The organism is Lederbergia citri, from assembly GCF_018343625.1.
Classification (GTDB): Bacteria; Bacillota; Bacilli; order Bacillales; family Bacillaceae_C; genus Lederbergia; species Lederbergia citri.
Genome location: NZ_JAGYPG010000002.1, coordinates 196,637 through 223,608, shown reverse-complemented (window position 1 = coordinate 223,608; position 26,972 = coordinate 196,637). Strand labels below are relative to the sequence as shown.

Annotated in this window: 37 protein-coding genes; 32 read left to right on the top strand and 5 right to left on the bottom strand. The window is 43.2% G+C overall.

Annotated elements, in window-relative coordinates; genetic code table 11:
* Positions 1-13: 13 nt before the first annotated feature.
* From KHA97_RS09745 to KHA97_RS09615, 27 genes are all read left to right on the top strand, one after another.
* Positions 14-1,579 (top strand): phage portal protein, encoded by a 1,566-nt coding sequence (locus KHA97_RS09745; RefSeq protein ID WP_233713430.1) that lies wholly within the window; start codon positions 14-16, stop codon positions 1,577-1,579.
* A gap of 58 nt (positions 1,580-1,637) precedes the next feature.
* On the top strand, positions 1,638-2,174 hold the full coding sequence (locus KHA97_RS09740) for a DUF4355 domain-containing protein (protein WP_213124566.1): 537 nt from the start codon (positions 1,638-1,640) through the stop codon (positions 2,172-2,174).
* Positions 2,175-2,208: 34 nt separating this feature from the next.
* Positions 2,209-2,589: a hypothetical protein gene (locus KHA97_RS09735; RefSeq protein WP_213124565.1), complete on the top strand. Its 381-nt coding sequence runs from the start codon at positions 2,209-2,211 to the stop codon at positions 2,587-2,589.
* 84 nt (positions 2,590-2,673) lie between these two features.
* The gene (locus KHA97_RS09730; protein ID WP_213124564.1) at positions 2,674-3,687 is read left to right on the top strand and encodes a major capsid protein; all 1,014 of its coding nucleotides are present in this window, start codon (positions 2,674-2,676) and stop codon (positions 3,685-3,687) included.
* Positions 3,687-3,905 carry a hypothetical protein gene (locus tag KHA97_RS09725; RefSeq protein ID WP_213124563.1) on the top strand — a complete coding sequence of 73 codons (219 nt, stop codon included), beginning with the start codon at positions 3,687-3,689 and terminating at the stop codon, positions 3,903-3,905. The genes KHA97_RS09730 and KHA97_RS09725 overlap by 1 nt, the downstream gene beginning before the upstream one ends.
* Before the next feature lie 14 nt (positions 3,906-3,919).
* Complete coding sequence (locus tag KHA97_RS09720) at positions 3,920-4,342, top strand: hypothetical protein (RefSeq protein ID WP_213124562.1); 423 nt, start codon at positions 3,920-3,922, stop codon at positions 4,340-4,342.
* Complete coding sequence (locus KHA97_RS09715) at positions 4,339-5,154, top strand: hypothetical protein (RefSeq protein ID WP_213124561.1); 816 nt, start codon at positions 4,339-4,341, stop codon at positions 5,152-5,154. The genes KHA97_RS09720 and KHA97_RS09715 overlap by 4 nt, the downstream gene beginning before the upstream one ends.
* A 1-nt stretch (position 5,155) precedes the next feature.
* Entirely contained in the window at positions 5,156-5,551 is a 396-nt protein-coding gene (locus KHA97_RS09710; protein ID WP_213124560.1) for a hypothetical protein, read from the top strand.
* A complete protein-coding gene (locus KHA97_RS09705; protein ID WP_213124558.1) occupies positions 5,548-5,898 on the top strand; it encodes a hypothetical protein in 351 nt (116 codons plus the stop codon). Before KHA97_RS09710 ends, KHA97_RS09705 begins: the two co-directional genes overlap by 4 nt.
* On the top strand, positions 5,895-6,344 hold the full coding sequence (locus KHA97_RS09700; RefSeq protein ID WP_213124557.1) for a hypothetical protein: 450 nt from the start codon (positions 5,895-5,897) through the stop codon (positions 6,342-6,344). Before KHA97_RS09705 ends, KHA97_RS09700 begins: the two co-directional genes overlap by 4 nt.
* Positions 6,344-6,787, top strand: a complete 444-nt coding sequence (locus KHA97_RS09695; protein ID WP_213124556.1) for a phage major tail protein, TP901-1 family — start codon at positions 6,344-6,346, stop codon at positions 6,785-6,787. Before KHA97_RS09700 ends, KHA97_RS09695 begins: the two co-directional genes overlap by 1 nt.
* A 64-nt stretch (positions 6,788-6,851) precedes the next feature.
* A complete protein-coding gene (locus KHA97_RS09690; protein WP_213124555.1) occupies positions 6,852-7,217 on the top strand; it encodes a tail assembly chaperone in 366 nt (121 codons plus the stop codon).
* A gap of 44 nt (positions 7,218-7,261) precedes the next feature.
* Positions 7,262-7,546 (top strand): hypothetical protein, encoded by a 285-nt coding sequence (locus tag KHA97_RS09685; RefSeq protein WP_213124554.1) that lies wholly within the window; start codon positions 7,262-7,264, stop codon positions 7,544-7,546.
* Positions 7,539-9,614 (top strand): tape measure protein, encoded by a 2,076-nt coding sequence (locus KHA97_RS09680; RefSeq protein ID WP_213124553.1) that lies wholly within the window; start codon positions 7,539-7,541, stop codon positions 9,612-9,614. Before KHA97_RS09685 ends, KHA97_RS09680 begins: the two co-directional genes overlap by 8 nt.
* Positions 9,611-10,489 (top strand): phage tail family protein, encoded by an 879-nt coding sequence (locus KHA97_RS09675; protein ID WP_213124552.1) that lies wholly within the window; start codon positions 9,611-9,613, stop codon positions 10,487-10,489. The genes KHA97_RS09680 and KHA97_RS09675 overlap by 4 nt, the downstream gene beginning before the upstream one ends.
* A gap of 14 nt (positions 10,490-10,503) precedes the next feature.
* Positions 10,504-11,577 (top strand): hypothetical protein, encoded by a 1,074-nt coding sequence (locus KHA97_RS09670; RefSeq protein WP_213124551.1) that lies wholly within the window; start codon positions 10,504-10,506, stop codon positions 11,575-11,577.
* A 2-nt stretch (positions 11,578-11,579) separates the two neighbouring features.
* Positions 11,580-12,731, top strand: a complete 1,152-nt coding sequence (locus KHA97_RS09665; RefSeq protein ID WP_213124550.1) for a hypothetical protein — start codon at positions 11,580-11,582, stop codon at positions 12,729-12,731.
* Between the two features lie 11 nt (positions 12,732-12,742).
* Positions 12,743-13,111 (top strand): hypothetical protein, encoded by a 369-nt coding sequence (locus tag KHA97_RS09660; RefSeq protein WP_213124549.1) that lies wholly within the window; start codon positions 12,743-12,745, stop codon positions 13,109-13,111.
* Entirely contained in the window at positions 13,111-13,251 is a 141-nt protein-coding gene (locus KHA97_RS09655; RefSeq protein ID WP_213124548.1) for an XkdX family protein, read from the top strand. The genes KHA97_RS09660 and KHA97_RS09655 overlap by 1 nt, the downstream gene beginning before the upstream one ends.
* Before the next feature lie 155 nt (positions 13,252-13,406).
* Complete coding sequence (locus KHA97_RS09650; protein WP_213125720.1) at positions 13,407-14,537, top strand: siphovirus ReqiPepy6 Gp37-like family protein; 1,131 nt, start codon at positions 13,407-13,409, stop codon at positions 14,535-14,537.
* Between the two features lie 96 nt (positions 14,538-14,633).
* Entirely contained in the window at positions 14,634-14,936 is a 303-nt protein-coding gene (locus KHA97_RS09645) for a hemolysin XhlA family protein (protein ID WP_213124547.1), read from the top strand.
* Positions 14,937-14,951: 15 nt separating this feature from the next.
* Positions 14,952-15,215: a phage holin family protein gene (locus KHA97_RS09640; RefSeq protein ID WP_213124546.1), complete on the top strand. Its 264-nt coding sequence runs from the start codon at positions 14,952-14,954 to the stop codon at positions 15,213-15,215.
* A 40-nt stretch (positions 15,216-15,255) separates the two neighbouring features.
* Positions 15,256-15,741, top strand: coding sequence for an HNH endonuclease (locus KHA97_RS09635; RefSeq protein WP_213124545.1), 486 nt, complete (start codon positions 15,256-15,258; stop codon positions 15,739-15,741).
* Complete coding sequence (locus tag KHA97_RS09630; RefSeq protein ID WP_213124544.1) at positions 15,734-16,594, top strand: N-acetylmuramoyl-L-alanine amidase; 861 nt, start codon at positions 15,734-15,736, stop codon at positions 16,592-16,594. Before KHA97_RS09635 ends, KHA97_RS09630 begins: the two co-directional genes overlap by 8 nt.
* A 34-nt stretch (positions 16,595-16,628) precedes the next feature.
* Positions 16,629-17,015 carry a phage tail fiber protein gene (locus KHA97_RS09625; protein ID WP_213124543.1) on the top strand — a complete coding sequence of 129 codons (387 nt, stop codon included), beginning with the start codon at positions 16,629-16,631 and terminating at the stop codon, positions 17,013-17,015.
* The gene (locus KHA97_RS09620) at positions 17,015-17,254 is read left to right on the top strand and encodes a hypothetical protein (protein WP_213124542.1); all 240 of its coding nucleotides are present in this window, start codon (positions 17,015-17,017) and stop codon (positions 17,252-17,254) included. Before KHA97_RS09625 ends, KHA97_RS09620 begins: the two co-directional genes overlap by 1 nt.
* Positions 17,255-18,979 carry a hypothetical protein gene (locus KHA97_RS09615; RefSeq protein ID WP_213124541.1) on the top strand — a complete coding sequence of 575 codons (1,725 nt, stop codon included), beginning with the start codon at positions 17,255-17,257 and terminating at the stop codon, positions 18,977-18,979.
* Positions 18,980-19,021: 42 nt separating this feature from the next.
* Here the strand turns inward: KHA97_RS09615 and KHA97_RS09610 are convergent, their stop codons facing one another.
* The 5 genes from KHA97_RS09610 to KHA97_RS09590 form a co-directional block, all read right to left on the bottom strand.
* Positions 19,022-19,555 carry a hypothetical protein gene (locus tag KHA97_RS09610; protein ID WP_213124540.1) on the bottom strand — a complete coding sequence of 178 codons (534 nt, stop codon included), beginning with the start codon at positions 19,553-19,555 and terminating at the stop codon, positions 19,022-19,024.
* Between the two features lie 49 nt (positions 19,556-19,604).
* On the bottom strand, positions 19,605-20,237 hold the full coding sequence (locus tag KHA97_RS09605; RefSeq protein WP_213124539.1) for a replication-relaxation family protein: 633 nt from the start codon (positions 20,235-20,237) through the stop codon (positions 19,605-19,607).
* Positions 20,224-21,330 carry an FtsK/SpoIIIE domain-containing protein gene (locus tag KHA97_RS09600; protein WP_213124538.1) on the bottom strand — a complete coding sequence of 369 codons (1,107 nt, stop codon included), beginning with the start codon at positions 21,328-21,330 and terminating at the stop codon, positions 20,224-20,226. The genes KHA97_RS09605 and KHA97_RS09600 overlap by 14 nt, the downstream gene beginning before the upstream one ends.
* Positions 21,327-21,515, bottom strand: coding sequence for a hypothetical protein (locus KHA97_RS09595; RefSeq protein WP_213124537.1), 189 nt, complete (start codon positions 21,513-21,515; stop codon positions 21,327-21,329). Before KHA97_RS09595 ends, KHA97_RS09600 begins: the two co-directional genes overlap by 4 nt.
* Positions 21,516-21,715: 200 nt before the next feature.
* Positions 21,716-21,940 carry a helix-turn-helix transcriptional regulator gene (locus tag KHA97_RS09590; protein ID WP_213124536.1) on the bottom strand — a complete coding sequence of 75 codons (225 nt, stop codon included), beginning with the start codon at positions 21,938-21,940 and terminating at the stop codon, positions 21,716-21,718.
* Between the two features lie 700 nt (positions 21,941-22,640).
* Between KHA97_RS09590 and KHA97_RS09585 the strand changes: the two genes are divergently transcribed.
* From KHA97_RS09585 to KHA97_RS09565, 5 genes are all read left to right on the top strand, one after another.
* The gene (locus KHA97_RS09585; RefSeq protein ID WP_213124535.1) at positions 22,641-22,781 is read left to right on the top strand and encodes a YrzI family small protein; all 141 of its coding nucleotides are present in this window, start codon (positions 22,641-22,643) and stop codon (positions 22,779-22,781) included.
* Between the two features lie 175 nt (positions 22,782-22,956).
* Entirely contained in the window at positions 22,957-23,193 is a 237-nt protein-coding gene (locus KHA97_RS09580; RefSeq protein WP_213124534.1) for a glutaredoxin family protein, read from the top strand.
* A 129-nt stretch (positions 23,194-23,322) separates the two neighbouring features.
* Positions 23,323-24,354 (top strand): sugar-binding transcriptional regulator, encoded by a 1,032-nt coding sequence (locus tag KHA97_RS09575; protein ID WP_213124533.1) that lies wholly within the window; start codon positions 23,323-23,325, stop codon positions 24,352-24,354.
* Positions 24,355-24,443: 89 nt separating this feature from the next.
* A complete protein-coding gene (gene gap / locus KHA97_RS09570; protein WP_213124532.1) occupies positions 24,444-25,451 on the top strand; it encodes a type I glyceraldehyde-3-phosphate dehydrogenase in 1,008 nt (335 codons plus the stop codon).
* Positions 25,452-25,773: 322 nt separating this feature from the next.
* Complete coding sequence (locus KHA97_RS09565) at positions 25,774-26,958, top strand: phosphoglycerate kinase (protein ID WP_213124531.1); 1,185 nt, start codon at positions 25,774-25,776, stop codon at positions 26,956-26,958.
* Positions 26,959-26,972 lie beyond the last annotated feature (14 nt).

Sequence of the window (26,972 nt, the reverse complement as noted above, 5' to 3'; positions counted from 1 at the left end):
GGTGAGCGAATAATTGGCGGATTACAACATACTTACGCCGCAGGATATGGACGATTTATTATTTAGTCCGTTTCAGCAGGCGCTAGGCAAGCAGACATTTGAGCGTATGCAAACGCAATTATCGAATTACTCGTATTACGAAGGAAAACAGCACGTCGACCCGCGGACGGGCCAACTCGTCAAGGCTTCGGAACTTGAACGGCCAGCCGGACTCGATTACGACCCGACGCGCTATGCGACTAACTATTTTAAAGCGATTGTCGACCGTAAAGCGCGCTGGCAAATGGGCGGTAAGCACGGTATTTCCGTTCCGCGCCGTCAAGTAGACGATATTATGGCGACGCTTGCCGAAGGCTATGAACCAAGCACGGCGCAACAAGCCGAGAACATTCGCGCGGAACAATTCGAGCGTCTTTTATATCGCTTATGGGACGAAAACAAAATGCGGGCGCGACTGATACAAGCGGCGCGCGACCGTTTAATTGCGGATCGAGTCGTCTGCAAAATCGTATTCAATCAAGCGACGGGCAAGATTCGATGGATATTCCGACCTGACTACGAATTTATACCGGTCTTTAGTGACGATGACTTTGCGGACTTAATCGGAGCGCATTTCGTTAAACAACGCAAATGGACGGTAAGCGGCGAAGAAATCGACGCAATACAAAAGCAGACGTACCGGTTAGAAGGCGGAGAATGTTATTTCGAGGACGCAATTTACCGCGAATCCGATTTAAACCGAATCGCGACGATAACCGAGCGCGCCTCGATGGGGCTAGACTTCCTGCCCGTCGTCATGTTTCCGGTCAATGAACTGCTTGCGGAATCTATCGGCGAATCCGAAATAAGCGACTTACGCGAGCAAAACGACGTGCTGAATCAGATGAACGAGGACGCAATCGACTCGTTAAAATTCGAAATGTTCTCGATGACTGTTATTACTGACGCTACCGAGGGCGCTGCTTCTAAAGTACAAATAGCTCCGGGAGCCGTCGCGGAACTGCGCGGACATTCAGACGGAAAATCTCCGGATATGAAGAAGGTAGAAGGCGGATTTCGTTGGAAAGAGGCGTTTAAGGATCAGTACATGCGCGTCAAAGGCGCCATGCACGAAATCAGCGGACTTCCGCAAATTGTACCGCAAGAACTTAATTTCGGCGGATTGAACGGCGAAGCGCTCCAAGTACTATTCCACGACATAATTACGGACACCGAAGAACATTGGCTATCGTGGCAGTACGCTTTATCCGAATTACATGAAAAAACAATTCGCTATTTACAGGCGCGCTTAGACGCGCAGGTTTTCGCATATGACAAGCAAGTCGTCCGCAACATCGGCGATAATTACGACAATGAAATGCGTTTCGTATTGCCGTTGCCGGATAATCGCAAGGAACTCGTCGAACTACTCGGCGAAGAAATGGCGAACGGATTAGAATCGCAAAAAGGCGCGTTAGAACGTCTAGGCGTCGAGAACGTGCAAGCGAAGAAGCAGGAAATCGAAGGCGAGCGTAGTAGACAGCGCGCAAACCTCGACCCGTACAACGCGGGTAACGTTGGCGAAACAGACGAAGTATAACGAAATCGACCGAACGTAATGTCGTTAAACTATCCGGATAATTAAGGAGGAATAACGAATGAGTATCGAAAATCAAAACGTAAACGAAAACCCTACGGTTGAGGAACCGGAAAAGACGGAATCGCCGTCTAATAAACCCGAAGAAAAGACGTTTACACAGGCGGAACTCGATAAAATCATCGCCGACCGTTTAGCGCGCGAACAAAAGAAACGGGACGAGGCGATACAAAAAGAGCGCGATGAAGCGGAGCGCAAGCGTTTGGAAGAAGCGCAACAATATAAGGAGTTGGCGGAGAAATACCGCGAAGAACTCGAATCGCAAAAAGCAGACGTGCTTAAAGCGAAAAAGGACGCAATGCTCGCAAAAGCCGGCTACACAGACGAGCAAATCGGAGTCTTACGAAATACTATCGCAGGCGAAACAGACGAAGAACTGACGCAAGCTATCGAAGGGTTAAAGGCGGTCATTGCACCGAAGCCGAAATACGTGGACCCGTCGCCTATGAATGGCGAACGAGGCAAGCCGGAGCCAGTTGACGGTACGGAACTCGGCAAATCAATGTACGCAAAAATTAAGCACAAAATACGCGGATAAGTCCGCGGAATAAAAAATAGGAGGAATTTTAATAATGCCACTTTACACACCGAAATTTTCAGATTCCGGCTTTAAAGGCGGAAAGAATATCTTAGCAAGCGAACACTTGCAGTTTATCGAAGGAGGCGCGACATTAGACGCGACTAAATTCGCGACAGGTTTCCACGATGTAGGTAAATTAATCGCGCGTAATACTTCGACAGGTAAGTACGAGCCAGTAGCAGGCAAGACGGATATGACGGGCTTTGATAACGCGGGAATCCTTAATGTTGACTTCGAAAACGACGGAGAAAACGACCTAGTTGCAGGCGAAGTGATCGTACGCGGGAGCGTTTACGAAGCTAAACTTGCCGATACAGTACCGCAGTTCTTTAAGGATGCTAATCCACAAATCCGTTACGTTTCACACATCTAATTCAGACGCTTTCTAATCGGAGGCGTCTTTTTGATTGCAAAGAATTAACGAAACCAAAACGAAATCTTAGGAGGAATTTATAAAATGGCAGGTATTTCTTATTTACAGGAGTTTCAAGAGCCGGCATTACGCGGTCTTGTAACGGAAATCGAGAATGACAAGGCGCCTTCATTGGCGGATAGATTTTTACCGAACGGTCAAACGTTCAGCACTACTTTCGCGTACGACATCGTTAAGAAGTCGAATCATATTGCGGCTTACATCGGATATGGCGCAGAGCCTCCGGTAATTGACCGTGACGCAGTTGCGCACAAAATGGGCGAAGTTGCGAAGCTAGGTCTTAAATACATCGCGACAGAGGAAGAATTGCTTGCGTTAAATCAAGCGCGTTCAAACGCTGAAAAGAGCGCAATGATCGAGCAATTAACGGTTAAAGCTGCGGACTTGGTAAACGCATTAAATAAGCGCGTAGACGTATCGAAGCTAGAAGCGTTATTGAAAGGTACTTTCTCGTACAACAAGAACGGTGTAAAAATCAACGTTAACTACGGAATCGGAGCGCCGGCTGTCAAGGCAGGTGCGGAAGCATGGACGGCTTCAACTGCGAAACCTTTGTCCGACCTTATCGCTTGGCACGATGCCTATGTCGAAAAGAACGGTAAAGCTGCGGACGCAATCATTATGTCACGCGAGGCACTAGCGTTATTGCAGACAAACGACGAAATCATCACGGAAGCTCGCGGAACTAGCGGCACATTCTCGCGCGTTTCTATGAACGAAGTTAACGATGTGCTTGCGGGCTACGGCTTGCCTAACGTTGAAGTACAAGCGCAACGCTCAATCACGGTTAAAGACGTTTACACTGGCAACGACGAAGTTATCGAGTTCTTGCCGAAGTACCGCGTAGTATTCGCATCCGTAGGCGCAGGTCAGTTTCTATTCGGTCCTACGGTCGAAAACAACTATCAGCCGGGAATCGACCTTCGTGCTTACGACAAGTTCGAACCGATTCAATCCGTTATTCGCGTAGCTGCTGCGGGTGTACCGGTTATCGAAAATCCTGACTTAATCTTCCACGCTGACGTAGCTGCGGAATAATGGCTAACGTAAAAGTTAAGACGGTAGGCGCGATCGTTAACGGTCAGCCTATCGGCTCAACAGTGGAAATGACGAAAGCCGAGGCGGAGCATTACGAAAAACTCGGCTACGTCGAAGTCGTAAAGACTACGCCTAAATCGGATGAAAAAGGCAAGTCAGCGCCGAAAAAGTCCGAAACTAAGGCGGAGTCTAAACCGAAAACTAAGGACGATAAATAAGGAGGGTTACGCCGATGGCGACGAACCTCGAACTTGCGGAGCGCCTAGTCAGACGATTTAAAGGCGTACCTAATTTCGACATAACAGACGCGCAGGAACTCGTCGACGATTCGCTACAAGTTCACGAACTAGACCCGTCGGCGGACGTTCCTAACGATAAAACAAACCTCGTATTACTTTACGCGCAAGCCGAAGGCGCTTGGCAAATTGCGCTTTCCACTGCGCATTATTTCCAGTATCAAGACGGAGAAGAATCCGTCGACAAGTCGATGATAAGCGAACAGTATCGTAAGCTCGCGAAAGACCTCCGCGCAGATTATGACCGCGCAAAATCCGTTAATACGGGCGCAGGCTTTCATACTGCGGCGCGCATTGACCGTCCGCATACGACGCCGCCAACCGGAGGTAATCGTCGTCGACGGTGGATTACCGGATGAATAACCAAGCGCGCCTAGACGCGATATTCGAACGGCTCGCGCAACAATACGGTAAGCTAAACGAAAAGCAACAGGCGTATGCAATCCGTGAAATCGGACGTATTCGTGGAGAACTAGCGGATTTGCTCGCCGACTATGCGGATTCGGACGGAAACATCAAACGTACGCGGATTAATCGGCTTATGCGCGATTTAGACGACATCGAAAAGCAAATCCGCAAATACGGCACGGTAGCACTCGACGAAATCATCAAGGATAGCGCGGCATGGACGACAACGAAGGTAAACGGCGCACTCAATTCGATAGTAGGCGCGACAGTTACGGCTTCAACGTTCGACCGCATTAACCGCGATGTATTTCGTTATGTCGTCAATCGTTACGGCGATGACGGATTGGTGCTTTCCGACCGTATTTGGTCTATATCTGCGGATATTCGCGAAGAAATATCAGCGGTACTCCGTTCGGGCATTATTCGAGGCGAAGGCGTTTCAACGATGATTCCGAAAGTACGGCGCGTACACGATAACGAAACGTGGAAGATTCGGCGCTTAGTACAGACGGAAGGCTCGACGGCTTATCGTACGGCTACGGCTTATAATGCGGAACGAAGCGACGTTGTCCAGTGGGTACAGATTAACGACAGACCCGGTATGCACCGGAATCACGATAAGCACCGTTGCTTTATTCTCGCGAATGAAGATCGATACAGAGAAGGTCCCGGAATCTTCAAGCCGACGGACTCCGAAATCTACTCGCCGCATCCGAATTGTACTAGCTTTATCACGTACGTATTAGACGAAAGGTGGTTATGACGTGCTAACAGACGCAGACATCGATTTTATGCGTAACACACGCGAAGAAATAACGAAAAAGCGCGAGCGCCTTGTTACGTTGACTTATGCCGATGGTACAGTCGACGAGTATACGGGCGAGATAGTCGACGGTAGACCGATTGAGCGAACAGTTAGCTCCGTCGTAACCGAATTATCTTCGTCATCAAGCGCGGGCGCTGAACGGTATATGGAAAACGGAATCCAGTACGAAAAGGGCGATATTTGGCTATCGGTAGCCATCGATTTTATATGGGATATTGCGGATAAAATGACGCACGTTTCGCATGACGGCAAGGATTATACGATACTAGCGGCGGACAAGAAAGGTATCGGAAAGCGCAATCGATACGAAATTTTAGGGCGGTTAGTCTCATGAATATTAACGTTAAAGCATTCGGCGTAGAAGAAGTCGCTAGAATGTTCGAGAAAAAAGGCGTAGAAGCGGTCGCCGTTGCCGATAAAGTGACGGAGACATATACGCGTAAGATGGCGAATGACGCTGCGGCTAATGCGCCAGTCAAAGACAACATACTCGCGCCTGCGCTCGCGGCAAGTCCGGAAAAGCTCGAAGATGGCTTATGGCAATTCGGCAACAATGGCGTTGAATATACGCGTCGCCAAGAGTATGAGCATCCGACGAAGAAAGGCTTCATCCGTAAATCCGTATGGAATAACCGCGAACCTTACCGCGAAGCCCTTAGACGCGAGGTGACGAAGAAATGAGCGAATTTCATCAGCACGGCTTACAACATTCGATTATATCGCACCTGAGAAATAAACTTGGCATACGTGTCGATTGGGTGTTCGACGGATATAAAAAACCTACGGAAAAGCCGTTTATTACCGTCGAACAAATGCAGAATAATAACGACATCCTAGCGAAACAACGCGAAGCCGTTCGGACTATCTACCGATTTCAAGTCGGATTACATGCCCAGTCGTCTACGGATAGAGCGCGATTACAAGAACGAATTAAACGGATATTTTTATTCGATGAAATAACGTTTTTAGATACGGACAAGTCGCCGGCACAAGCCAGCGGCTTTTTTATGTGCGAATTAATGGCGGAGGTTCCGATGCCCGCCGGCGATGTCAGTAATATATCGGACTATCATACCGTCTATTTCGATATTGAAGTATCGGCGGAACATTATAAGGAGGCTAAATAATGACGAAGATTTTACGCGGTGGCGATAAAGTATTCGCTATTAGGTTTATGGGCGAACTAGACGAAGAACAAACGTTGCGTGTCCTTTACCAAACGGATGGCGGACGTACTATCAGTGCAGATGAAACCGAAATTAACACGAAGGACATCGATGGAGTTGACTATGGCGCCGTAACAGAAGAAATAAGTTTCGAAGGCTTTGTCGGCATTGACGATCCGGCACTAGATCGCATTAAAACAGATTTACGCGGAAAGAAGTTCGTAGAGATTCTTGAAATCGACATTAACACTCTTAAAGCAGATGTCGGAAATTATATGATTAATAACCTCGAATTTAGTTATCCGGATAAAGAGTCGGCTACGTACTCGTTTTCTGCGAAATTGTCCGGAAACTTGAAGGAAGAAACATTAACTGACGTGCCGGCAGGTGCTACGGAAATTTAATTGCGGCGGGCGAAAGCTCGCTTTTTATTTTTGAAAATATCGCTAAAAGGGAGCGTATTTATAAATGGCTACATTCGAAATTAACGGTAAGGAATACGAATTAAAAATTACTTACGCGGCAGTGAAACGCCTAAACAACGTACACGAAGGCGGCTCATTCGAACTTATCGGAAAGGCGATAGCTGGAGACTTCGAAACTTTTCCGCATATTGTTCACGCTGGTTTATTGCATACGGGCGAAAATTTTTCTTTCGCGACTATTGAAACGGCTATCGAGGAAGCTATCGAAAATGAAAAATTATCCTTAGACGATGTAATGCGGATTAGCAACGAGGTGGTTACGCAAAGTTTTTTCTACAAACCGACGGTCGACAAACTGACGAAGAAAAATCCGGAAATGAAGAAGGCGCTAGAGGAACTCTTGAATTAAGCGAAGTCGAACAGGCTATTTTCGACGGTTGGCGTTACCTCGAATTGCCGGCTGAACGCATCTTATCGTACACACCGCGCGAGTTTATGATTATGATGCAGGCGAATGTTGAGCGACACTATGACGAATATGAACGAATGGCAATCGAAGCAATCATGCGTGAAGGTGCGCACCGTGCGAAAAAACCGAAGGCTACCGATTTATTCAAGCGACCGAAGGAAGGCATAAGTAATCGTAATAATCTAGCGGAAATGAAGGAAGAAACGGAGAGGCTTAACGATTGGTTGGCGAGAATCACGCCAGCTAGAAAGGAGGATGCGAATGGCTAACGATATACTCGTAAAGGTCGGCGCGGACATATCTGATTTTGCTAGGGGTATGAAGGATTCACAAGATAAACTTTCGACATTCAGTAAGGCCACTAAGACAAACGAATTAACCGTCGGTAAACTTGCGGCGGCTGTCGGCATAACTACGCTGGCATTCAAAGCCTTCGGAATGGTTAAGGATTCCGTAAATAAAGCCTTCGCCCGTATCGATACGATGGAGCAATTCGAGCGTGTTATGACGACTATGACAGGCTCGTCAAATAAAGCAAAAGAAGTGCTTGCCGATGTAAACGAAACAGTAAAGGGAACGGCATACGGACTTGACGTCGGAGCAAAAGCGGTTCAGAGTTTCGTTACATCTAATATGGACGTAGACAAAGCGACTGCTACGTTTAAATCATGGGGAGACGCTGTTGCTTTCTATGGTGACGGAACAAACGCTACTCTCGGAAGTGTGACTGACGCTTTAGCCAAGGCAACCGCAAAAGGGAAAATCCAAATGGATACGATGAACAGACTTGCCGAAGCTGGGATTCCTGCCATGCAGATTTATGCAGATGCTACAGGTAAATCAGTCGAAGAAGTCGCGACTCAAATGCAAAAAGGGCAAATAAAGGCAGACGAATTTATAGACGTAATGAACGACGCCATGAAGAACGGCACAAAAAACTTTGCCTCAATTAACGGAGCAGCAAAAGAGGCAGGAGCATCTTGGACTGGAACGTTCGATAACATGAAGGCGGCGGTTGCACGTGGAACTATCTCCATTATTCAGAAAATCGACGAAATGCTTAAAACTAACGGATTGCCGGATATGCGTGCGTTGATTGCTGACTTTGGTAAGAAGTTCGAGGAAGTTCTGAAAAAGATCGCAGAAGCTATTCCGCCGACAGTAGAAAAGTTAATGGCGCTAAAAGATGCAATCGAGCCGTGGCTTCCGATTATTACGCCGATTGCGGCAGCATTCGGTATTTTCATCGGATATGTGGCCGGATTAAATACAGTCGTTAAAATCGCAGAAGGAGTTTGGACTGCGTTTAATTTCGTCTTAGGCGCAAATCCTTATGTACTTATTGTTGCTGGTTTATTACTTATTGCTACCGGACTTATTATGGCGTATAAAAAGGTCGAGTGGTTCCGTGATATGGTCGACGCAGCTTGGGCGAAGATAAAGGACGTATTTTTAAAGTCGTTAGAATGGATTAAAAATAACGTAGTCATTCCGATTATTAACCAAGTAGCTTCGTTCATTAACGAAAATCTCACGAAAATAAAAGATTTTTGGGCGAAGAACGGCGAGCAAATTTTAGCGTTGGTTACACTTAATTTTAAAAATATATGGGAAAACATCAAGATGGTCATGGGGCTTATAAAAGGTATTTTCGAAATGGTATGGCCAATTATTTCCGGAATAGTACAAATTGCCTGGGGTTTAATAAAAACATTTGTTCGTAATGGAATTGACTTAATATTCGGAATAATCGATACCGTCATGGCGCTAATCCGTGGAGATTGGGAAGGCGCATGGAATTCTATAAAAGACACGGCGCAAAAAATTTGGAAAAATATCGTTAAATTTTTCGAAGAAGTCGACCTTGTACAAATCGGTAAGGACATCATCCAAGGTCTTATCAACGGAATTGGTTCGATGGGTAACGCGGTGTGGAAGGCGGCAGAGAACATCGCTAAAAACGTTAAAGATGCGATAATGTCGTTCCTCGGCGTCCATTCGCCAGCACGCGAACTAATTAAAATTGGTAAATATACCGGACAAGGTTTCGCAATCGGTATCGAAAATATGACCGGCTTGGTCCAAAAAGCTTCCGAAAAGCTCGCAGACGCGGCGATACCGAATACGCAACAGATTTCGATGTCTTACGCAACGCCACGCGGTACGAACTCTTTAAGCAGTGCGCTGAAAGGTACGATTAACGTCGAATCGGAAAAGCCGGGCGGAATAGTTCAGAATTTAACGATTATATCACCGAAGCATTTGTCGCCCGCGGAAACTGCCCGCCTAAATAAACGAGAATCACAACGACTTGCAATGGAGGTGAGGATGCGATGACGAACCGTTTAGACGAACAAATCGAGTTCGAAAGTCCGGCCGGAATCGTCCGATTTGACGGTATAAAATTCGGTCTTGTATCGGTCGATGGTTTAGGAGGCGTATCCGCGGATATTCAATCGCAAACCTCACCATTTCAAGACGGAGTAACGTTTATCGACGCAGTATTAGCGGCGCGCCACGTCGACGTCGAGTTTATTGTGCGTGGCAAGGACTATGCCGAGGTAAAGAAGCGTCGAGCCGAGTTAGCGCGTATAACTAATCCGAAACTAGGTGTCGGCACATTACGGTATATTTCCGGAGACATTATAAGGGAAATTGGAGCGATTGCGGACGGAGTGCCATTCTTTCCTGACGGCGATAATCGAGGCGAGCGATGGCAACGCGGTACAATTACTTTCGAATGTCCGTCGCCTTATTGGCAGTCACCAACAACTACAGAAGAACCGGCATTTGAGCCGAGATTTAGATTCCCTATTCCATTTTACGATAATCCCGGTAAATTCATCATGGGAATACAGCGGGATCAACGAATTATTAATAATGATGGAGATGCTCCAGCACCATTACAAATCGAGTTTTTTGGTCCTGCATTGAATCCTAAAATCATCAACAACACAACCGGTGAGTTTATTAAGGTTAACCAAGAACTGCTAGAAGGCGAACGCATGCTGATTGATACAACAGACGGACAAAAGTCTGTCTTTTTTGTGTCTGAAAGTGGAGAGCGCAGAAATGTATTCAATTGGATTGACTTAGAGAGTACATTTTTCAAGTTACAAGTAGGCGAAAACGACATTGAGTATACAGCTGATAGCGATATACAAGGTGCTATCGTCAATATTAGCTACAGCAAGCTATACACAGCAGTATAGAAAGGAGTGGTAATGTGGCTGAAATAAGTAAGTTTTTCAATGCTGTATTAGTTGACGGGAAATATGACAGAGAATACTTTGCGAGTGATTTTGCAGAGTATTTTGGTGATGTTTTGTCGTCAGGACTTTTACTTGACGAAAATGAGCAGTACGGACTACAAGTTACCACAGGAACGGGTCTACAAACTGTAGTAGCAAATGGAAAGGCGCTTATAAAAGGATATAGTTATAAAAACACTACGCCAAAAGAATTAGTGCATAGTTTACCTGAGGCGACGAATGACCGCATTGATAGAATTGTGTTGCGTTGGGACTCACGAAATCAAGGTCGAGAAATAAAAACCCTTGTTAAAGAGGGTATGCCGAGTGCTACGCCAGAAGTTCCTGCATTGCAACGCGATAAATATATTTACGAGTTAGGATTGGCGCAGGTTATAGTTAGGGCAAATACGGCGAGTATCGATGCAAATGACATTACAGACGAGAGGGCATTAGAAGATGTGTGTGGTATCGTGCAATCGTTAATCACGGTGCCTACAAGCGTATTCCAACAACAATTTGATGCTTGGTTTAATAGCCGTAAAGATTACTATGAATCTATTATGTCTGATTGGCAAACGCAGGAGCAAGCAGATTTTGATGCATGGTTTCAGTCGATTAAGGATGTATTAGACGGTGATATTGCTACAAACTTAGCTTCAAGAATCACTGCCGTTGAACAAGACCTTATGACGCATAAGGCGGAAAAAGGGACGCTCGAACAAGAAGGGCATGTGCAACTCTCCAATGATCTTTCTAGCGTAAATGACACAATGGCGGTAACGCCAAACGGAGCGAGAAAAAGAGTCGAGCAAACGGATTTCAAAGTTTACAAGAGTGGAAAAGATGCCAATGGAATTTTTACAACCATTGAATATAAGCGTCAAGATAACACACTTGCAATCAAGTCTGTTTTAAGTGGTGGAATATCACCAAAATACACAAAACGCACCATAACTTATTATGGAACAGATGGAACAACAGTTGAAAAAACGACAACAAGGACAGTGTCATACGATGCGGATGATGTTTGGATAAGTGAGGTGTAAACATGATTGATATTAGAGAACATGGAGGAAATTTTGGCGGAGGTGGAGGCGTTCAACTTCCTGTTAATTACGGAAAAACGATAAAACAAATAATAGGCGCGTTGCCATTTACAAACTCATCAACTAATCCGTATTTGTATTTTTTTAAAGAAACCAAAAACTATATTTGGTGGTACACATCTATTGGAGGCAACTATTACTTATATTCGGCTAGAAAAAACGACCTAACCACACTCAAAATTCGCGAATTGGGTTCCAGTATTCAAATCAATATGATGATTCCACTGTACGACATTGATAAGATTGTGTGTTTTAGAGCCGGTTCCAGTATCGCTGTGTATGATGAGGATTTTAACATTCTGAAAGATTTATATCATCCGAAAGACATTGATTTGAACGGCAACTTTATCACTTACTTCTTCGATGCAGGAAGAAACATTCTACTCTTATGCTTTGCTTATTCTGCTACACATAGAATAACGGCATTGGATTTCTCAAATCTAAACAACATTTCTGTCATTTATTCAAAAGCCATATTCACATTAGGTGGACAAACCAACGTATGGGCGGTATGGGGATTTGAGCCGGAAAATGATGCATTTAGAGCGATTGCTTTGGAAACGGCTAGACCAACCAAATTTCGTTATAAGATAACAACAGGTGAACTAATATCAACGATCAATGAAGGTGGATTCGGCCTGAACAATGTTGGGTTAAAGCCGGCATACGGTACGGATAAAAACACTATGATATGCATATTCGGAAATGAGTTATTCATGTACAACCTTAATACCGGCGCTTGGTTGCAAAAACTTTCAAGAGCCAATCTCGAAAATCAAATTTTAACACTCTATAACAAACCAAAAGGCTCTATCCTTAGCATTGCCAATAAAATCATCAAGTTAAAAAATGGAATATACGTAGGGGCCGGCAGTTACCAATATGATAATGTTGGGTTTTCCCCTCGCGAAACATTTTTCTTTGGGTTTGATGACCGACTAACCGTCTTATGGGTAGAGTCCGATTTATCGAATATGGGTTTTGACAGCAACTTAATTTTAGGCACACTGAATGAACTAGAAAGAACTCAATTCAAACAGCTAAATGGAGCCAGTGGAAGTCCTATTGCGGGTCTTACACTTATATATAACTAGGAGGAAATATCATGATTTATTTTGAGGTAAATCGAAACAACGATGTGACATATATCCACAATATGCCATTTGACGAGAAATATGGATTGGGAAAAACAGAGCAAGAATTACGAAAAACAGGGATTTTAGTTGAAAGCATCCCGGAGGCGGAACAAGTTACCGGAAAAGTACCTGTTTTAAAATATGATGGCGAAAACCTTTATTATGATTATATTGATGCACCAATAAGCGAAGATGAACGATTTAACCAACTACAAAACGAATTGGGAAACATCCTTTTTGAAAGTGCAAAGGATAAGGCAAGAATTAATGATTTAGAAATGCAGCAAGGCAATTTATTAATGGAAATAGCATTATTAAAAATGGGAGGTAATGCATAATGTGGTTTGATACAATTAAACGTTATTATGATAATGGTCACCCCTCTTACACTGACGAGAGCTTAAAGGTTTTTGTTCAAGCGAAAATGATAACAGCAGATGAATACAAGCAGATCACAGGCGTACCTTACACAGCGTAAAGGTATTTTTTTATGCCGTTTTAGGATGATATTGTGCAATAGTGAAAATTTAAAAGTGGATCATATTGCGCATCAAAAAGAACGTCTAATCGGGCGTTCTTTTTTTATTTCGTAATTTTTAACGAAAGGAGGCGTTTACGGCGAAACCACTACGAATTATTACGCAGTCTTTCGAACTTGTCACGGAAATCGACAATTACGCCTCGATACATCTTACGAGAAAATGGCACGGTATCGACGAACTGGACATCGAAGTCAATCGACATATACGAGGCGCTAACGAGCTATTACGCGGACGTATAGTTATCGTAGGCTCGGCGCTACACAAGGCGTTTTTAATACGTCATCGCGAAATTGCGCTAGATGAAAACGGCAAGCAGTCGGAAAATTGGCGAATACGCGCACTCGGCTTAAAGTCGCTTATGGCGCAGTTACTAACGATTCCGCCCGCGGGATTTTCGCAAGACTCCGTTAAAACTAACGCCGAAACTGCTTTAAAGCACTACGTTGACGTAAACGCAATTAATCCGATTGATACGTCGCGCGCACTCGGTAATATCGTGATTGCTCCGAATTTAGGGCGCGGTCCTATCGTCGAATGGCAGTCGCGCAATAAAAACCTCGCCGATGAATTAGAGGCTATTTCGAAGCTAACCGGAATCGGTTGGAATATATGGGTTGATTACGATAATAAAACGTGCGTATTCGACGTGGCAGAAGGACGCGACTTACGTTCAACACAAACGGAAAACCCGCCTGTCATATTTGCGCCTCATTTCAATTCCATATTGTCGATGGAATACGTAGAATCTGACGTTAATTACCGTTCATTTGCCGTTGTAGCTGGCGCAGGAGAAGGCGCTGACCGCCGCATAGTAACTGTTGGCGGAGGCTCCGGATGGAATAGGCATGAAGTATTCATCGATGCGCGCGATATTCAGGAGGAAGATGACGACGGTATTCCGATACCCGAAGCGCAAGTCATCGCTAAACTAACGGAACGCGGGCATCAAAAGTTAGCGGAGTATCAAGCGGAGCAATACTTAACATCGCAGATATTGACGAAATCCCCGTTTATATACGAGCGTGATTACGATTTAGGAGATATAGTGACGATACGAAACGAGGATTGGGGTATCGCAATGGACTCGCGCATCACGGAAATTACGGAATCTTACAGTAAGGAAGGCGTTGAATTATCGGCGACTTTCGGATTTGCTCGCCCAACTTTCGAGGATATTTATCGTCAGGACTTCGCAGAAATAAATACGGAGTTACGTAAATAAAAAAGCGGGACTGATTGCGCCAGTCCCTAGCCGTCAGCATCGGGGATGCCGGCGGTTATTTCGATTATACCACAAAATCGGGGGAGGTAAACCATCATGCCGAAGGAGGATAGCGATATGCAGGAGTGGCAGAATCGCGTACAACAGGATATTACGGATTTAAAAGGCGAACAATCGCGCCTATCCAGCGAACAACAGACGATGAAGGACGCAATCCGCGACTTACAATTTTCGGACAAACTCCAAGACCAAGAAATAAAGACGCTCAAAGAGACGCTCACCGAAATCAAGTCGGACACCCAATGGATTAGGCGCAAGATAACCGGCGCCATTATCACCGCAATCATTACGGCAATTGTCGGAGGCATTATCGCAGTAGCCATCGGAAAATTATTCTAAGGAGGAATTTCGAAGATGAACTTAAAAGTACGATTTAAAAATCCGGTATTCGTAGCGCAACTATTACTCGCAATTCTCACGCCGATACTCGCTTACTTCGGATTAACGACGCAGGATTTAACGACTTGGGTCGGACTAGGAAACCTATTAATCGACGCGCTATCTAATCCGTATGTAGTCGGACTTATCGGAGTCAGCGTATGGAATGCGCTCAACGATCCGACGACGAAGGGTATAGCGGACAGCGTACGCGCTAAAATGTACGATTCACCGCGCTAAGAAGCGGATTTTTAAAATAAACGAAAGTGAGACGAACTATTTGGTAGAGCGCGAATGTTTACAATGCGGAGAAGTTTTCGAAGTTTATCCTTCCCTAATAAAGAAGGGACGCGGAAAATTTTGTTCAATATCTTGCGGAACTACTTTTAGGAATATAAATAATAATCCTACCAAGTGCCCGGAAGTTCGTAAGAAGATAAGTGAAAACCATGCGGATGTTAGTGGTAAAAATAACCCTATGTACGGTATGAAAGGAAAACTTGCTCCGAATTTTAAAGGTGTAGAAACTTATAGAGATAAGGCGTTTAAGGTGTACGGTGAAGTTTGCAATAGGTGTGAAGGAACAACTAACTTAGAAGTTCATCACAAAGACAGAAATCGTAAGAATAACGATATAAATAACTTAGAAGTTCTATGTAAGATTTGTCATGTGAATGAACATTTGGACGAGTTAAGATTACAGGCGGAATTAAGACGTTGTAAAATTAGCGGAAGATTTTTAAAGGAGGCGGAAATTGTTGGTTAACTTAAAAGTAATTATAGACGCAGGGCATTCGAACAATACGCCCGGCAAACGAGCGCCCGACGATTCAATGCGCGAGCATCATTTTAACGCGGCAGTCACGCGCTATTTAGACGCTGAACTAACGAACTACGAAGGCGTATCGACTAAGTTTACGCATGATCCGACCGGAAAGAATGACGTAGCATTGAAGGCGCGCACGGACGCGGCTAACTCTTGGAAAGCCGACGTATTCGTTTCGATTCACGCAAACGCACTCGCAGGCAAATGGCATACGGGCGGCGGAATTGAAACGTTCGTCTATAAGACTAATCCGAAAGAGGCGCGTGCACTTGCGACAAAGGTACAGGCCGAGCTTATCGAGTTAACTGGCTTACGTAATCGAGGCGTAAAGACTGCGGACTTTCACGTACTGCGCGAATCGAAAATGACGGCAATCCTTGTTGAGTGCGGCTTTATGGATAACCGCGAAGAACTTGCGTTATTAAAATCGGATGATTATCGACGAAAATGCGCGCAAGCCATCGCGAATGGGCTAATCGCTCAATACGGATTAAAGCGGAAAAAGGTAGTCGTAACTCCGACGAAGCCAGCGCCAGTTAAGCCGCAATCAACTGCGCCAAAGCCAACGCCGGCTAAACCTACGAAATTGTACCGCGTTCAAATCGGAGCCTATTCGAAAAAGGCGAACGCTGACGCCGAAGCAGCGAAGGCAAAGCGCGCAGGATATACGCCTTATATCGCTGTCGAAGGCGGATTATATAAGGTGCAAATCGGAGCGTATTCCGTTAAAGCTAACGCCGATAAGGTGGCGGCGGAATTGAAGAAAAAAGGATTTAGCGTATTTATTGCGTAAACTAAAAATTACAATGTGGGGAGAAAATTAAAAAATGAACTTAACGACTTTCTTAGCGAATAAGTTAGTCGACCACACACTTAGAAAAACAGCATGGACTTCACCGACAAACGTGTACGTCGGCTTGCACACAGCTAATCCAACAAAAGCAGGTAACGTAGGAGAATTAACCACGGCACAAATGCCGGGATATGCGCGCAAAGCATTAACTCTAGGTGCGCCGACAAACGGAACAGGTGCTAGTACAGCGGATTTAAATTGGGATATTACGGCGAGCGCAACTATTACGCATGCTACTATATGGGATGCAGCAACGGGAGGAAATCCGTTATTCCAAGGTCCACTAGGCGAAAGTAAAACCGTAGCAAACGGTGATATTTTAAGAATACCTAGTGGAAGTTTATCAGTAGGTTTTGATTGATGTTTTATTACTTGATTAATAAGGTCGGGGACGGTACGAGAAATAATCCGTATCGTCCTGACTTTGACGGTGCGTATGTATGGAATCCGGATCATATATGCAATACGTGTGGAACTTATATAATAGCGACGAGTGAACAGAAAGAACATTTACAAGAAGTCACCGATATAGAACAGGCTTGCGAGGTAAGAGGTTTAAAACAAGAGGAAGTGATTAATTGGTTTGTAGGTGATAGTTAGATGACTACTATTTTGAATGATAGTTTTAATAGAGCTAATACCACTATATCTACAACAGGTTTAGGAAGGGCGGACACAGGGCAAACGTGGCAGTCATTTAATAGTGGTAGGGGCAGGATAACAAATAATACAGCAGAAGTTAATTTAGACCCGGATGATGCAGGATTAGTAATAAATTCAGGTTTAAGTAACTTTATTTTACAGGTTAAGTTTTTAACTCCGAACGGTTATTTACAAATAATTTTAAAGGCAGATACTTCACGTGGAGATTACTTATTTATAGAAGGCAACAGTAGTGGAGTTTGGGGAATTACTTCATATGGTAGTGGCAATTGGCAATCATTAGCTCGCTATAATGGTACGGTTGGCGAAAGAGCAAGCGGAACAATAAAAGCTGTTGTTAATAACAATTTAATAGATGTGTTTTTAAATGATAAAAACATAATGTCAGCAACTACAACTTTTTTGCAAGGCAATACGTATCAAGGTTTAGCAACAGGGCAAGGTAGCCAAGTTTACGATGATTATAGTGTTTCAGAATTCACAGTACCAGAAACGCATAATTCTAGTTTAAATGTCAAAGGCACCGGCAAAATTAATGTAAATGCAACAGTAGAAAAGAAACAAATAATACACAATACAACATTAAGTATAAATAGTATTAATGTTTTAAATGCAATTCCTAAACGAGAACAATCAATCAATTTTAATGTAACTGGTAAAGGTTTAATAGTCGCAAATACAAATAGAATTAAATCTGCTGTATTAGATATTACGATTAGTAGTAATTTAATATTAACAGTGCAAAAACTAATTCAAGTAATTATTGAAACATATGGTAAGGGATTATTAAGCGTAAATGGACAAATAACTAAATCAACTAATTTTAATGTACTTGGTAAAAGTACGATATTTGTAAATAGTGGAAATACAAAAGTAGCCACAACTACATTGCAATTAAATACAGAATCGAAATTAAACTTACAATTTATTAAAATCATAAACAGTAATGCGGATTTTAAGAGTAATGGAAATGTATTTATCTTTGCAGGAGATAGCAAATCGATATTTGTAACTATGAGTTTTATTAGTAAAAGTGGTTTAGCTGTAAATACAAAAAGAACTGCAAATGTGAGACTTAATACAATCACAAAAGGATTATTTACTACTAATTCTCAAAAACTATTACTTTCGGATTTATCCCCAAAAAGTACAAGCCTATTCGATTTACAACCATCAGTCATTAGATTAGCACAGGTATTATTCGAAGCATCTGGAATATTTAACATACACGATGGCGAGCCAATTATCGGGATTATTAATTTAAATGCAAAACGTGAGTTATACGTTTATTTAGTTGCGCAGCAATCGTTAGAGATTTATGTAAAAGCAAAGCGTAATTTATTCGTCCAATTAAGAGGTGACGTTAATGTGACAATGGAAAATCAGAATTTCACGATGTACTCCGGAGATACGAAATATATTCGCTTTCCAATCGAAGGAATTTCCGACCTATCCGGTTTGAGCGTTTCATGGTTTATTCGTAATACTCCGTTGACCAAACGAACGAATGACGGTATAACGATCGTGAATAACGAGGTACAAATCAAGCTAGACCCGGAAGATACCACGAAACTGTCCGGCCCATACTACCACGAATGTTCCGTAACGGACAATTTCGGAAATCATTCGAAAGTCCTTACCGGATACATTTCGATTAAATAACGCGAAACGCGACCTATCCATTGCGGACGGGTCGCGGTTTTATTATTTTATTTTCCATCCGCCCAACATTTTCGGATCAGCAAGACGGTTGCCGTCCTCGTACTTAAAAAATACGCTAGGAGAATTATCTTTATTGCCTTTATATAGCCAAACGTTTGTAAGATTAGTAATCGATTTTCCCCATTCGTCTACTAGATATTGTTTTTCATTGTCCGTAAGCATTTTAACTTCATTTACAACTGTCGCGTAAACCACGTCGTAGTTATCGTCATTTAGAGGCTTGATGTCGAGTAATAATCCTTCTTGTTCGCTGGCGTATCGCAAGTAATCCTCTAATAATAACTTTTCATCTTCTTCGCTATATGACGGCTTTTCTTCCGACTTTGGTTTAGCTTCATCCTTCGTCTTTGTTTCCGGTTTAGTCGCTTTTTCTTTCGCTTTAACTTCTATTTTTGCCTCAACTACTTCTTTATCTTCATCAGGCATAAAGCTACCGATGATTCCTAGTCCGATAAATATTGCTATAACAATAAACCACCAACGCTTATAAAATGGCTTCTTCTCCTTTTCCTTCAACGTTATTTCACTCCTTTTACCTTAATTTTACTATTTTTCCATCGCTTGTTCAACTAATCTTCATACGGATACCTTCGATCTTTGGTTTCACTTTCGGAATTAATTCGCCTATATCCGCAACTTGAACGAACCTCACCGTCTTACTTTCGATAGCATACCGCGTTTCCGTTAGCATAATTACCGCGGGCATAACCGTCTTTCCTTTCGGCTGCCATGCTTCCTTTTCGATAACCCCCGAACGCGCCAACGCCTCATATCGCGCAACCTTATCCGCAATCTGTCTCTCCGAATATATCGACCGTTGTACTTCGATAAAGAACGGCGATCCTCGCCATATAACGAACGCGTCCGGCTCTGCGTATCCCTTACCGTATTTCGGTTCGACATTGAAGCGTTTTAGTCCGCCGAGTTTCCGCATACGTATATAAACGTCCGCAATAGCGAGGAAATGGCGTAATTTCGCACTATCCTTCCGCAGAGTTCCGTCCGCGGGAAAGTAAACGTATTGCTTATAATCTGCGGTCCTTTCGACGTATCCTTGGCGATATAATCGAAGCATGACCGCGTTAGCGTTGGCGACGGGATTCCGTAAATCTCCGAAGTGTATATCGATAATCTGATTACGCGTAAGCGCACGGAAACGTACTAAGTCGTCGAGTATCGCTTTATCACGCTTCCGCATCGAAATCACCTCCGTCTAACACTCCGAATAGTGGCGTTTCTTCGACGAGTGTTTCTATCGCCTTATCGCTTGACTCTGACGGTTTTACGCGCAAGTGGGTTAATATGTCTCGCGCGTCCTTATAAGCGAGCCACGGCGCTTGAAAACGCCTATAAACGCCGTCTATATCGATTAACATTCGTCCGCGTTCCGTCTGCTTAATCCGTTCAGCGCCCGGCAAGCCTGCGACATTTGCGTTCGTCTTATTCGACTGTCTGCCGGAAATGCGTACGGTCAAATTATTTTTGAGGCGTCCTTCGAGTACCTTCGAATCCGGTCGCTGCATCGATAGGATTAATAAGACGCCCAAACTCCGCCCTATACTCGAAATATCCTCGATTATTTCCATTATGCGCCTTTCCTTCCGCAATAAGGCGACTTCATCGATTGCTACGATATAGTACGGTAACTTTTCGGAAAGCTCGCTAATATGCGTCGCGCCGGTTTCGTCGAGCAAGTTTCCGCGCCGTTCCATTTCGACTTTAATTAACTTAAGCTCGCGTTCTAATTGCGTCTTATCAACGCATACCGCGTCGACGTGCGCCAAGTTGCGGAATAATCCGAACTCGCTCCGTTTTAAGTCGCCAAGCAATAAACGGACTTCCTCCGGTTCCTTCGATAATAACAACGTCGTAATAATCGCACGCAGTAACGACGACTTGCCGGAGCCAGTTTCGCCAGAAATAAGCAAGTGCGGACGTTCTGCTAAGTCGTAATACAGTCGTCGACCTAGCGCATTGATTCCGCATATTATCGGAAGTGCCAACTCGCTTATATCTTCGCGCCATTCTTCGAAATTGTACGCCAGCTTTGCGGGCAATGGGCGCGCGGGAATCGTCAAGTCGAACCGTTTTAAATCGCCGACAAGTTCGCAATCCTCGCCGAATACTTGCCGGAATACGTACGCCTTTTCGTGCAATGAAGCCGGATCAATGCCGTGCGGTATAGCGAATATGAGTTTCGTATCGCTTACGTGATAAATCTTCGGCTCGGTATCGGCTGCGAGGCGTACGGCTTTGACGAGCTTACGGCGCAGATTTAAGTTTCGAATCATCGAAGAAACACCTCCGCAATAATATCGAGAAAATATAGGCCCGTTCCGTAAGCCGCGACTGTTAAGCCGATTTTTAATAACGTGCCAATCCATCGAAATCCATATTCGCCGGCAAGCCGTTCAATAAGCGCCATGCCGACGATGCTAGATGCGCCCGCGACGAATAACCAGTCAATCGCAATCATTTCGTTTTCCTCCTTTGGTTTTCCTTCCCCTCGCCCTCCCCATCCTTTCCTTCCGTTCGCTATCGCTCACTAAACATATTTTTAAAACTGCGTCATATATGCGTCGAACGTCGAAATACTTGGGTAGCGCTACTTAAGTAGGTACTTATCATATACCTATGTAGTTACCGCAGTATAAATGCCTGTACCTACAAAAGTATTTACTCGGAAGCAGGCGGCCCATCCGAATCTGTAAAGTAGAATATTTCGTTAACGGACACGCCTAAACGTTCGGATATTCGGAGAGCGATTTCGAGAACAGGCTGGCGCTTGTTTCGTTCATATCGGTTATATTGATCGGAGGCAATTCCGAGGTAATCGGCAAACTCCGTCTGATTCATTTCGTATTTATGGCGGAAAGATTTCAAGCGGTTTATCACACGCATATAAAAATCACCTCGCATTTTATATTCGACGATGCCCGTTTATTATCCTTTTATACGACGGCATTTGACGGATAAATTACGGTGTGCTACTCTAACCTTACGTAAATCATTCGGAGTAACACGAAGCACTACGGTAGCTTATGCGATCACCTAGCGTCATTACTGCGTTTGTAGGCGATTTTATCAGCAGTGGTGTAACGGATAACACGCAAGATTCCGGTTCTTGTACTGGGGGTTCGATTCCCTCCGAGGGCGCTACTAGTTATTGATCTAGGTTTTCATAGATTCAAAATATTTTTTTACCCACCATTTAAATGGTGGGTTATTTATTTATGAAAATATTTTTTGAAAAACTGTTTACAAATATATTTTAATTGGATATACTTACCAAGGTAGGTAAAAAATTCTCAAAGGAGGTCGGATAAAAAATGAAAGCAGTTAAATTATTAAATCAAGTGCAATTAAATATGTTTACAAATTCGACCTACGGGGAATGGACTGCTTAATTTCTAAACAACCATAAAATATCCAAGCCGCAGGGAGAATGTATTTTCCTGCGGCTTTTCTATGCCCTTTTAAGCCGCAGAAGGAGTGTCTTCTTGCGGCTTTTTTCGTGTGCATATGCCGCAGAAGCCAGTCTTCATGCGGTTTTTTTGTGCCGATTTTGGATATAAATGACTTTTAAAGGAGGTGAATCAAAATGACACTAAATATTATTTTTTTTACAATTACAATTAAAAGGCGCCATATCTCAGTTCAAGAAGCGCTTCATCATCAAAAAATGGAGAAAATGTATGATGAAATTAAAGATCGTCAAATTTCCATGTATCGTCCATACTAATTTTTTTCAAAAAATAATGAAAGGTGGTTTTTAATATGATTATATTAATTCAAAGTCGTCAATCAATTTATGAGGTTTATACAGACAGTACCTAGTAAATCCTCCTCACTTAGAGGGGGATTTTTCCCTTTAGACTGTTATAATAAAAGAAACAATTGCAAAGGAATGTGATCATATGGAAGTTATTTTTTACACCCGTAATCGTTGTCCTTTATGTGTAGACGCAAAATTGATCCTTCAGCACCTTCAGAAAGAACATTCATTTCAAATTATCGAAAGGGATATTGAGACGAGTGACGAATGGACTGAAAAATATGGATTAATGATACCTGTCGTGGAGATTAACGGTGAAGTTGTGCAATATGGCATGATTGACCCTTTAACAATTGAGGAAAAATTAAATCATTTATGATTTGAAATATATATAACCGAGTGCTAAAATAAGAAATAGCTATTAAATCATTTTTTTTTGTTGGTGATGGGACGCAATATGTCTTACTGGGACATAATTTGACCCTGCGATTTAGAAGGAGCCAATCTTATGCACTCATTATTAAAAATTCAGTCTCAAATCGTGCCTGATATGCTTTCTGTTATGCAGAAACGCTATCAAATTCTTCGCTCAATCCGTTTAACGGAGCCGGTCGGACGAAGGACACTAGCAGATATGCTCGGCATGACTGAACGAGTTCTACGCAGTGAAGCCGAATTCCTAAAAGCCCGCAAGCTCATCAGTATTAAAACGGCGGGGATGATGGTTACTCCAATAGGGATGAAACTGCTGTTGGAACTGGATGAAATGATGAGAGAAATCACCGGTATTAGTGAAATGGAGAATAGCTTAAAAAGAATACTTGGCGTTAGTAAAGTTGTTATCGTTCCTGGGGATAGCGATGAAACACCACTCGTTAAAGAGGAAATCGGAAAAGCGACTGCGGATATATTAAGCAGCTGTCTTGATAAGGATAATATTATCGCTGTAACAGGTGGAACGACAATGGCGTGCACGGCTGAAATGCTTTCGAGTGATATTGGAGAGGGAAGAAACCTCATTTTCGTTCCGGCTCGCGGAGGAATTGGGGAGGATGTAAAAAACCAAGCCAATGTCATCTGCGCCACAATGGCAGAAAAAACAGGCGGCTTACATCGTGTTTTATATGTACCTGATGAGGTTGGTCTTGAAGTGTATTATTCATTGCTTAAAGAACCAGCTATTACAGAAGTTTTAGACATGATTAAGTCGGCAAACATTGTTCTTCATGGGATAGGCGATGCCTTGACGATGGCTGGAAGAAGAAGGACGAGTAAAACAGCCATGAAAAAAATAATAGAAGAAAATGCAGTTGGTGAAGCATTTGGCTATTATTTTAACGAAAATGGGGAAATAGTACATAAAGTACCCACTATTGGCATGCAGATTTCCGACTTGGAGGAAAAGCCTTGTGTCATTGCAGCAGCTGGGGGAAAATCAAAAGCAAAAGCAATAAAGGCCTATATGAAAGGTGCGCCGAAAACGACAATACTTATTACGGATGAAGGCGCCGCATCAGAGTTTTTAAAGGGGCATCCGTAGAGGAAAGTCGATAATCATTTTCCTATGGCTTTCTTGATGGATCCTTTTTAATATAAAAATAATGTTTTAAATTAAAGGAGGATATTATCATGGCAGTAAAAGTTGGAATTAACGGCTTCGGTAGAATTGGAAGAAATGTTTTCCGTGCAGCACTCAATAATCCAGAAGTGGAAATTGTAGCAGTAAACGATTTGACAGATGCGAATATGCTTGCTCACTTATTGCAATATGACACTGTTCACGGAAAATTAGAAGAAAAAGTATCTGTTGACGGTGACACAATCGTTGTAGGCGATCATCGCATTAAAGTTCTAGCTGAACGTGACCCTGCTCAACTTGGCTGGGGTGACCTAGGTGTTGATATCGTTGTTGAGTCAACTGGTCGTTTTACAGATCGCGATAATGCTGCAAAACATCTTGAAGCAGGTGCGAAAAAAGTTATTATTTCTGCACCAGCAAGCGGCGAAGACATTACAATTGTTATGGGTGTAAACGAAGATAAATATGATGCAGCAAACCATCATGTACTTTCTAACGCATCATGTACAACTAACTGTCTTGCTCCATTTGCAAAAGTATTAAATGATAAATTTGGTATTGTACGTGGTATGATGACGACTGTTCATGCTTATACAAATGACCAACAAATTCTTGACTTGCCACATAAAGACTATCGTCGTGCACGTGCGGCAGCTGAAAATATTATCCCAACTTCAACAGGAGCTGCTAAAGCTGTTGCGCTAGTACTACCTGAGTTAAAAGGTAAACTTAACGGTATGGCAATGCGTGTTCCTACACCAAATGTATCAGTTGTAGACCTTGTTGCAGAACTTGAAAAATCAGTAACAGTTGAAGAAGTAAATGCAGCTCTTAAAGAAGCAGCTGAAGGCGATTTAAAAGGTATTTTGGCATACACTGAAGAGCCGCTTGTATCAACAGACTACAATGGCGACGCTCATTCTTCTACAATCGATGCATTGTCTACAATGGTAATGGAAGGAAACATGGTAAAAGTACTTTCATGGTATGACAATGAAACTGGATATTCTAACCGTGTTGTTGACCTAGCAGCATATATTGCAAAACAAGGTTTGTAATAAACACACGAATAATTGGAAATCTTCGGTGCGCGATTTATAATGGACAATGGGGAGAGGGATACAATCCCCTCCTTTTTTCATATTATTTTTATGTCTAGCTCCAACGCCTATCGACTAGCAAACTTCTTGTCCTTTTCCCTACGATAAGTCAACATCGACTCGTTCCTCGTCGTGTTTCCTATATCTCAGTCAAAGGCTTTTGAAGGAACGTCGACTAAAAACGCCACATCCTGTGGCAAAGTCGACGGACCCGCATCCTGCGGGCCTGTACGTCGATGAGCAAGGCGCTTACGCATTTCAATTAAGGGAGGCTTGCGTGATGGATAAAAAATCAATTAAAGATATTGACGTAAAAGGAAAACGTGTATTTTGCCGAGTAGACTTCAACGTTCCGATGAGTGAAGGAAAAGTAACGGATGATACACGGATTAAAGCGGCTTTGCCTACTATCCAATATCTATCGGAGCAAGGCGCTATCGTCATATTGGCGAGTCACCTAGGAAGACCTAAGGGTGAAGTGAAGGAAGAGCTACGACTTACACCAGTTGCTGAACGTCTTTCCGAATTATTAAATAAAAAAGTTGGAAAAGCTGATGAAGCCTACGGAGAAAATGTAAAAGAACAAATCTCCAGCCTAAAAGAAGGGGACGTCATTTTACTAGAAAATGTTCGTTTTTATCCAGGCGAAGAAAAAAATGATCCTGAACTAGCAAAAGCATTTGCTGAGCTAGCTGATGTATACGTCAATGATGCTTTTGGTGCTGCACATCGCGCTCATGCATCCACAGAAGGAATTGCAAAGTTTCTTCCATCAGCTGCAGGCTTTTTAATGGATAAGGAATTAGAAGTGCTTGGCAAAGCTCTTTCCAATCCAGAACGTCCATTTACAGCAATTATCGGTGGGGCTAAAGTAAAGGATAAAATTGGCGTTATCGACAATTTGCTCGATAAAGTTGATAACCTTATTATCGGCGGAGGACTTGCGTATACGTTCATTAAAGCGCAAGGTCACGAAGTGGGTAAGTCTTTATTAGAAGAAGATAAGCTTGATTTAGCAAATTCTTTTATTGCAAAAGCGAAAGAAAAAGGTGTTAACTTCTACATGCCAGAAGATGTTGTCATTGCTGATGACTTTTCTGTAAATGCCAATACTCAAATCGTATCAATTAAAGAAATTCCTTCAGACTGGGAAGCATTGGATATCGGTCCGAAAACTCGGGAACTTTATAAAAAAGTGATTCAAGATTCTAAGCTTGTTATTTGGAATGGACCAATGGGTGTGTTCGAGATGGAGCCATTTGCAAATGGAACAAAAGCCATTGCTGAAGCACTTGCAGATGCGAAAGATACATACTCCGTCATTGGTGGCGGTGACTCAGCAGCAGCAGTGGAGCAATTTGGACTTGCAGATCAAATGAGTCATATTTCTACAGGTGGCGGTGCTTCTCTTGAATTCATGGAAGGAAAAGTATTGCCTGGTGTCGCTGCTTTGGATGATAAATAGAAAAACGGTTTTGA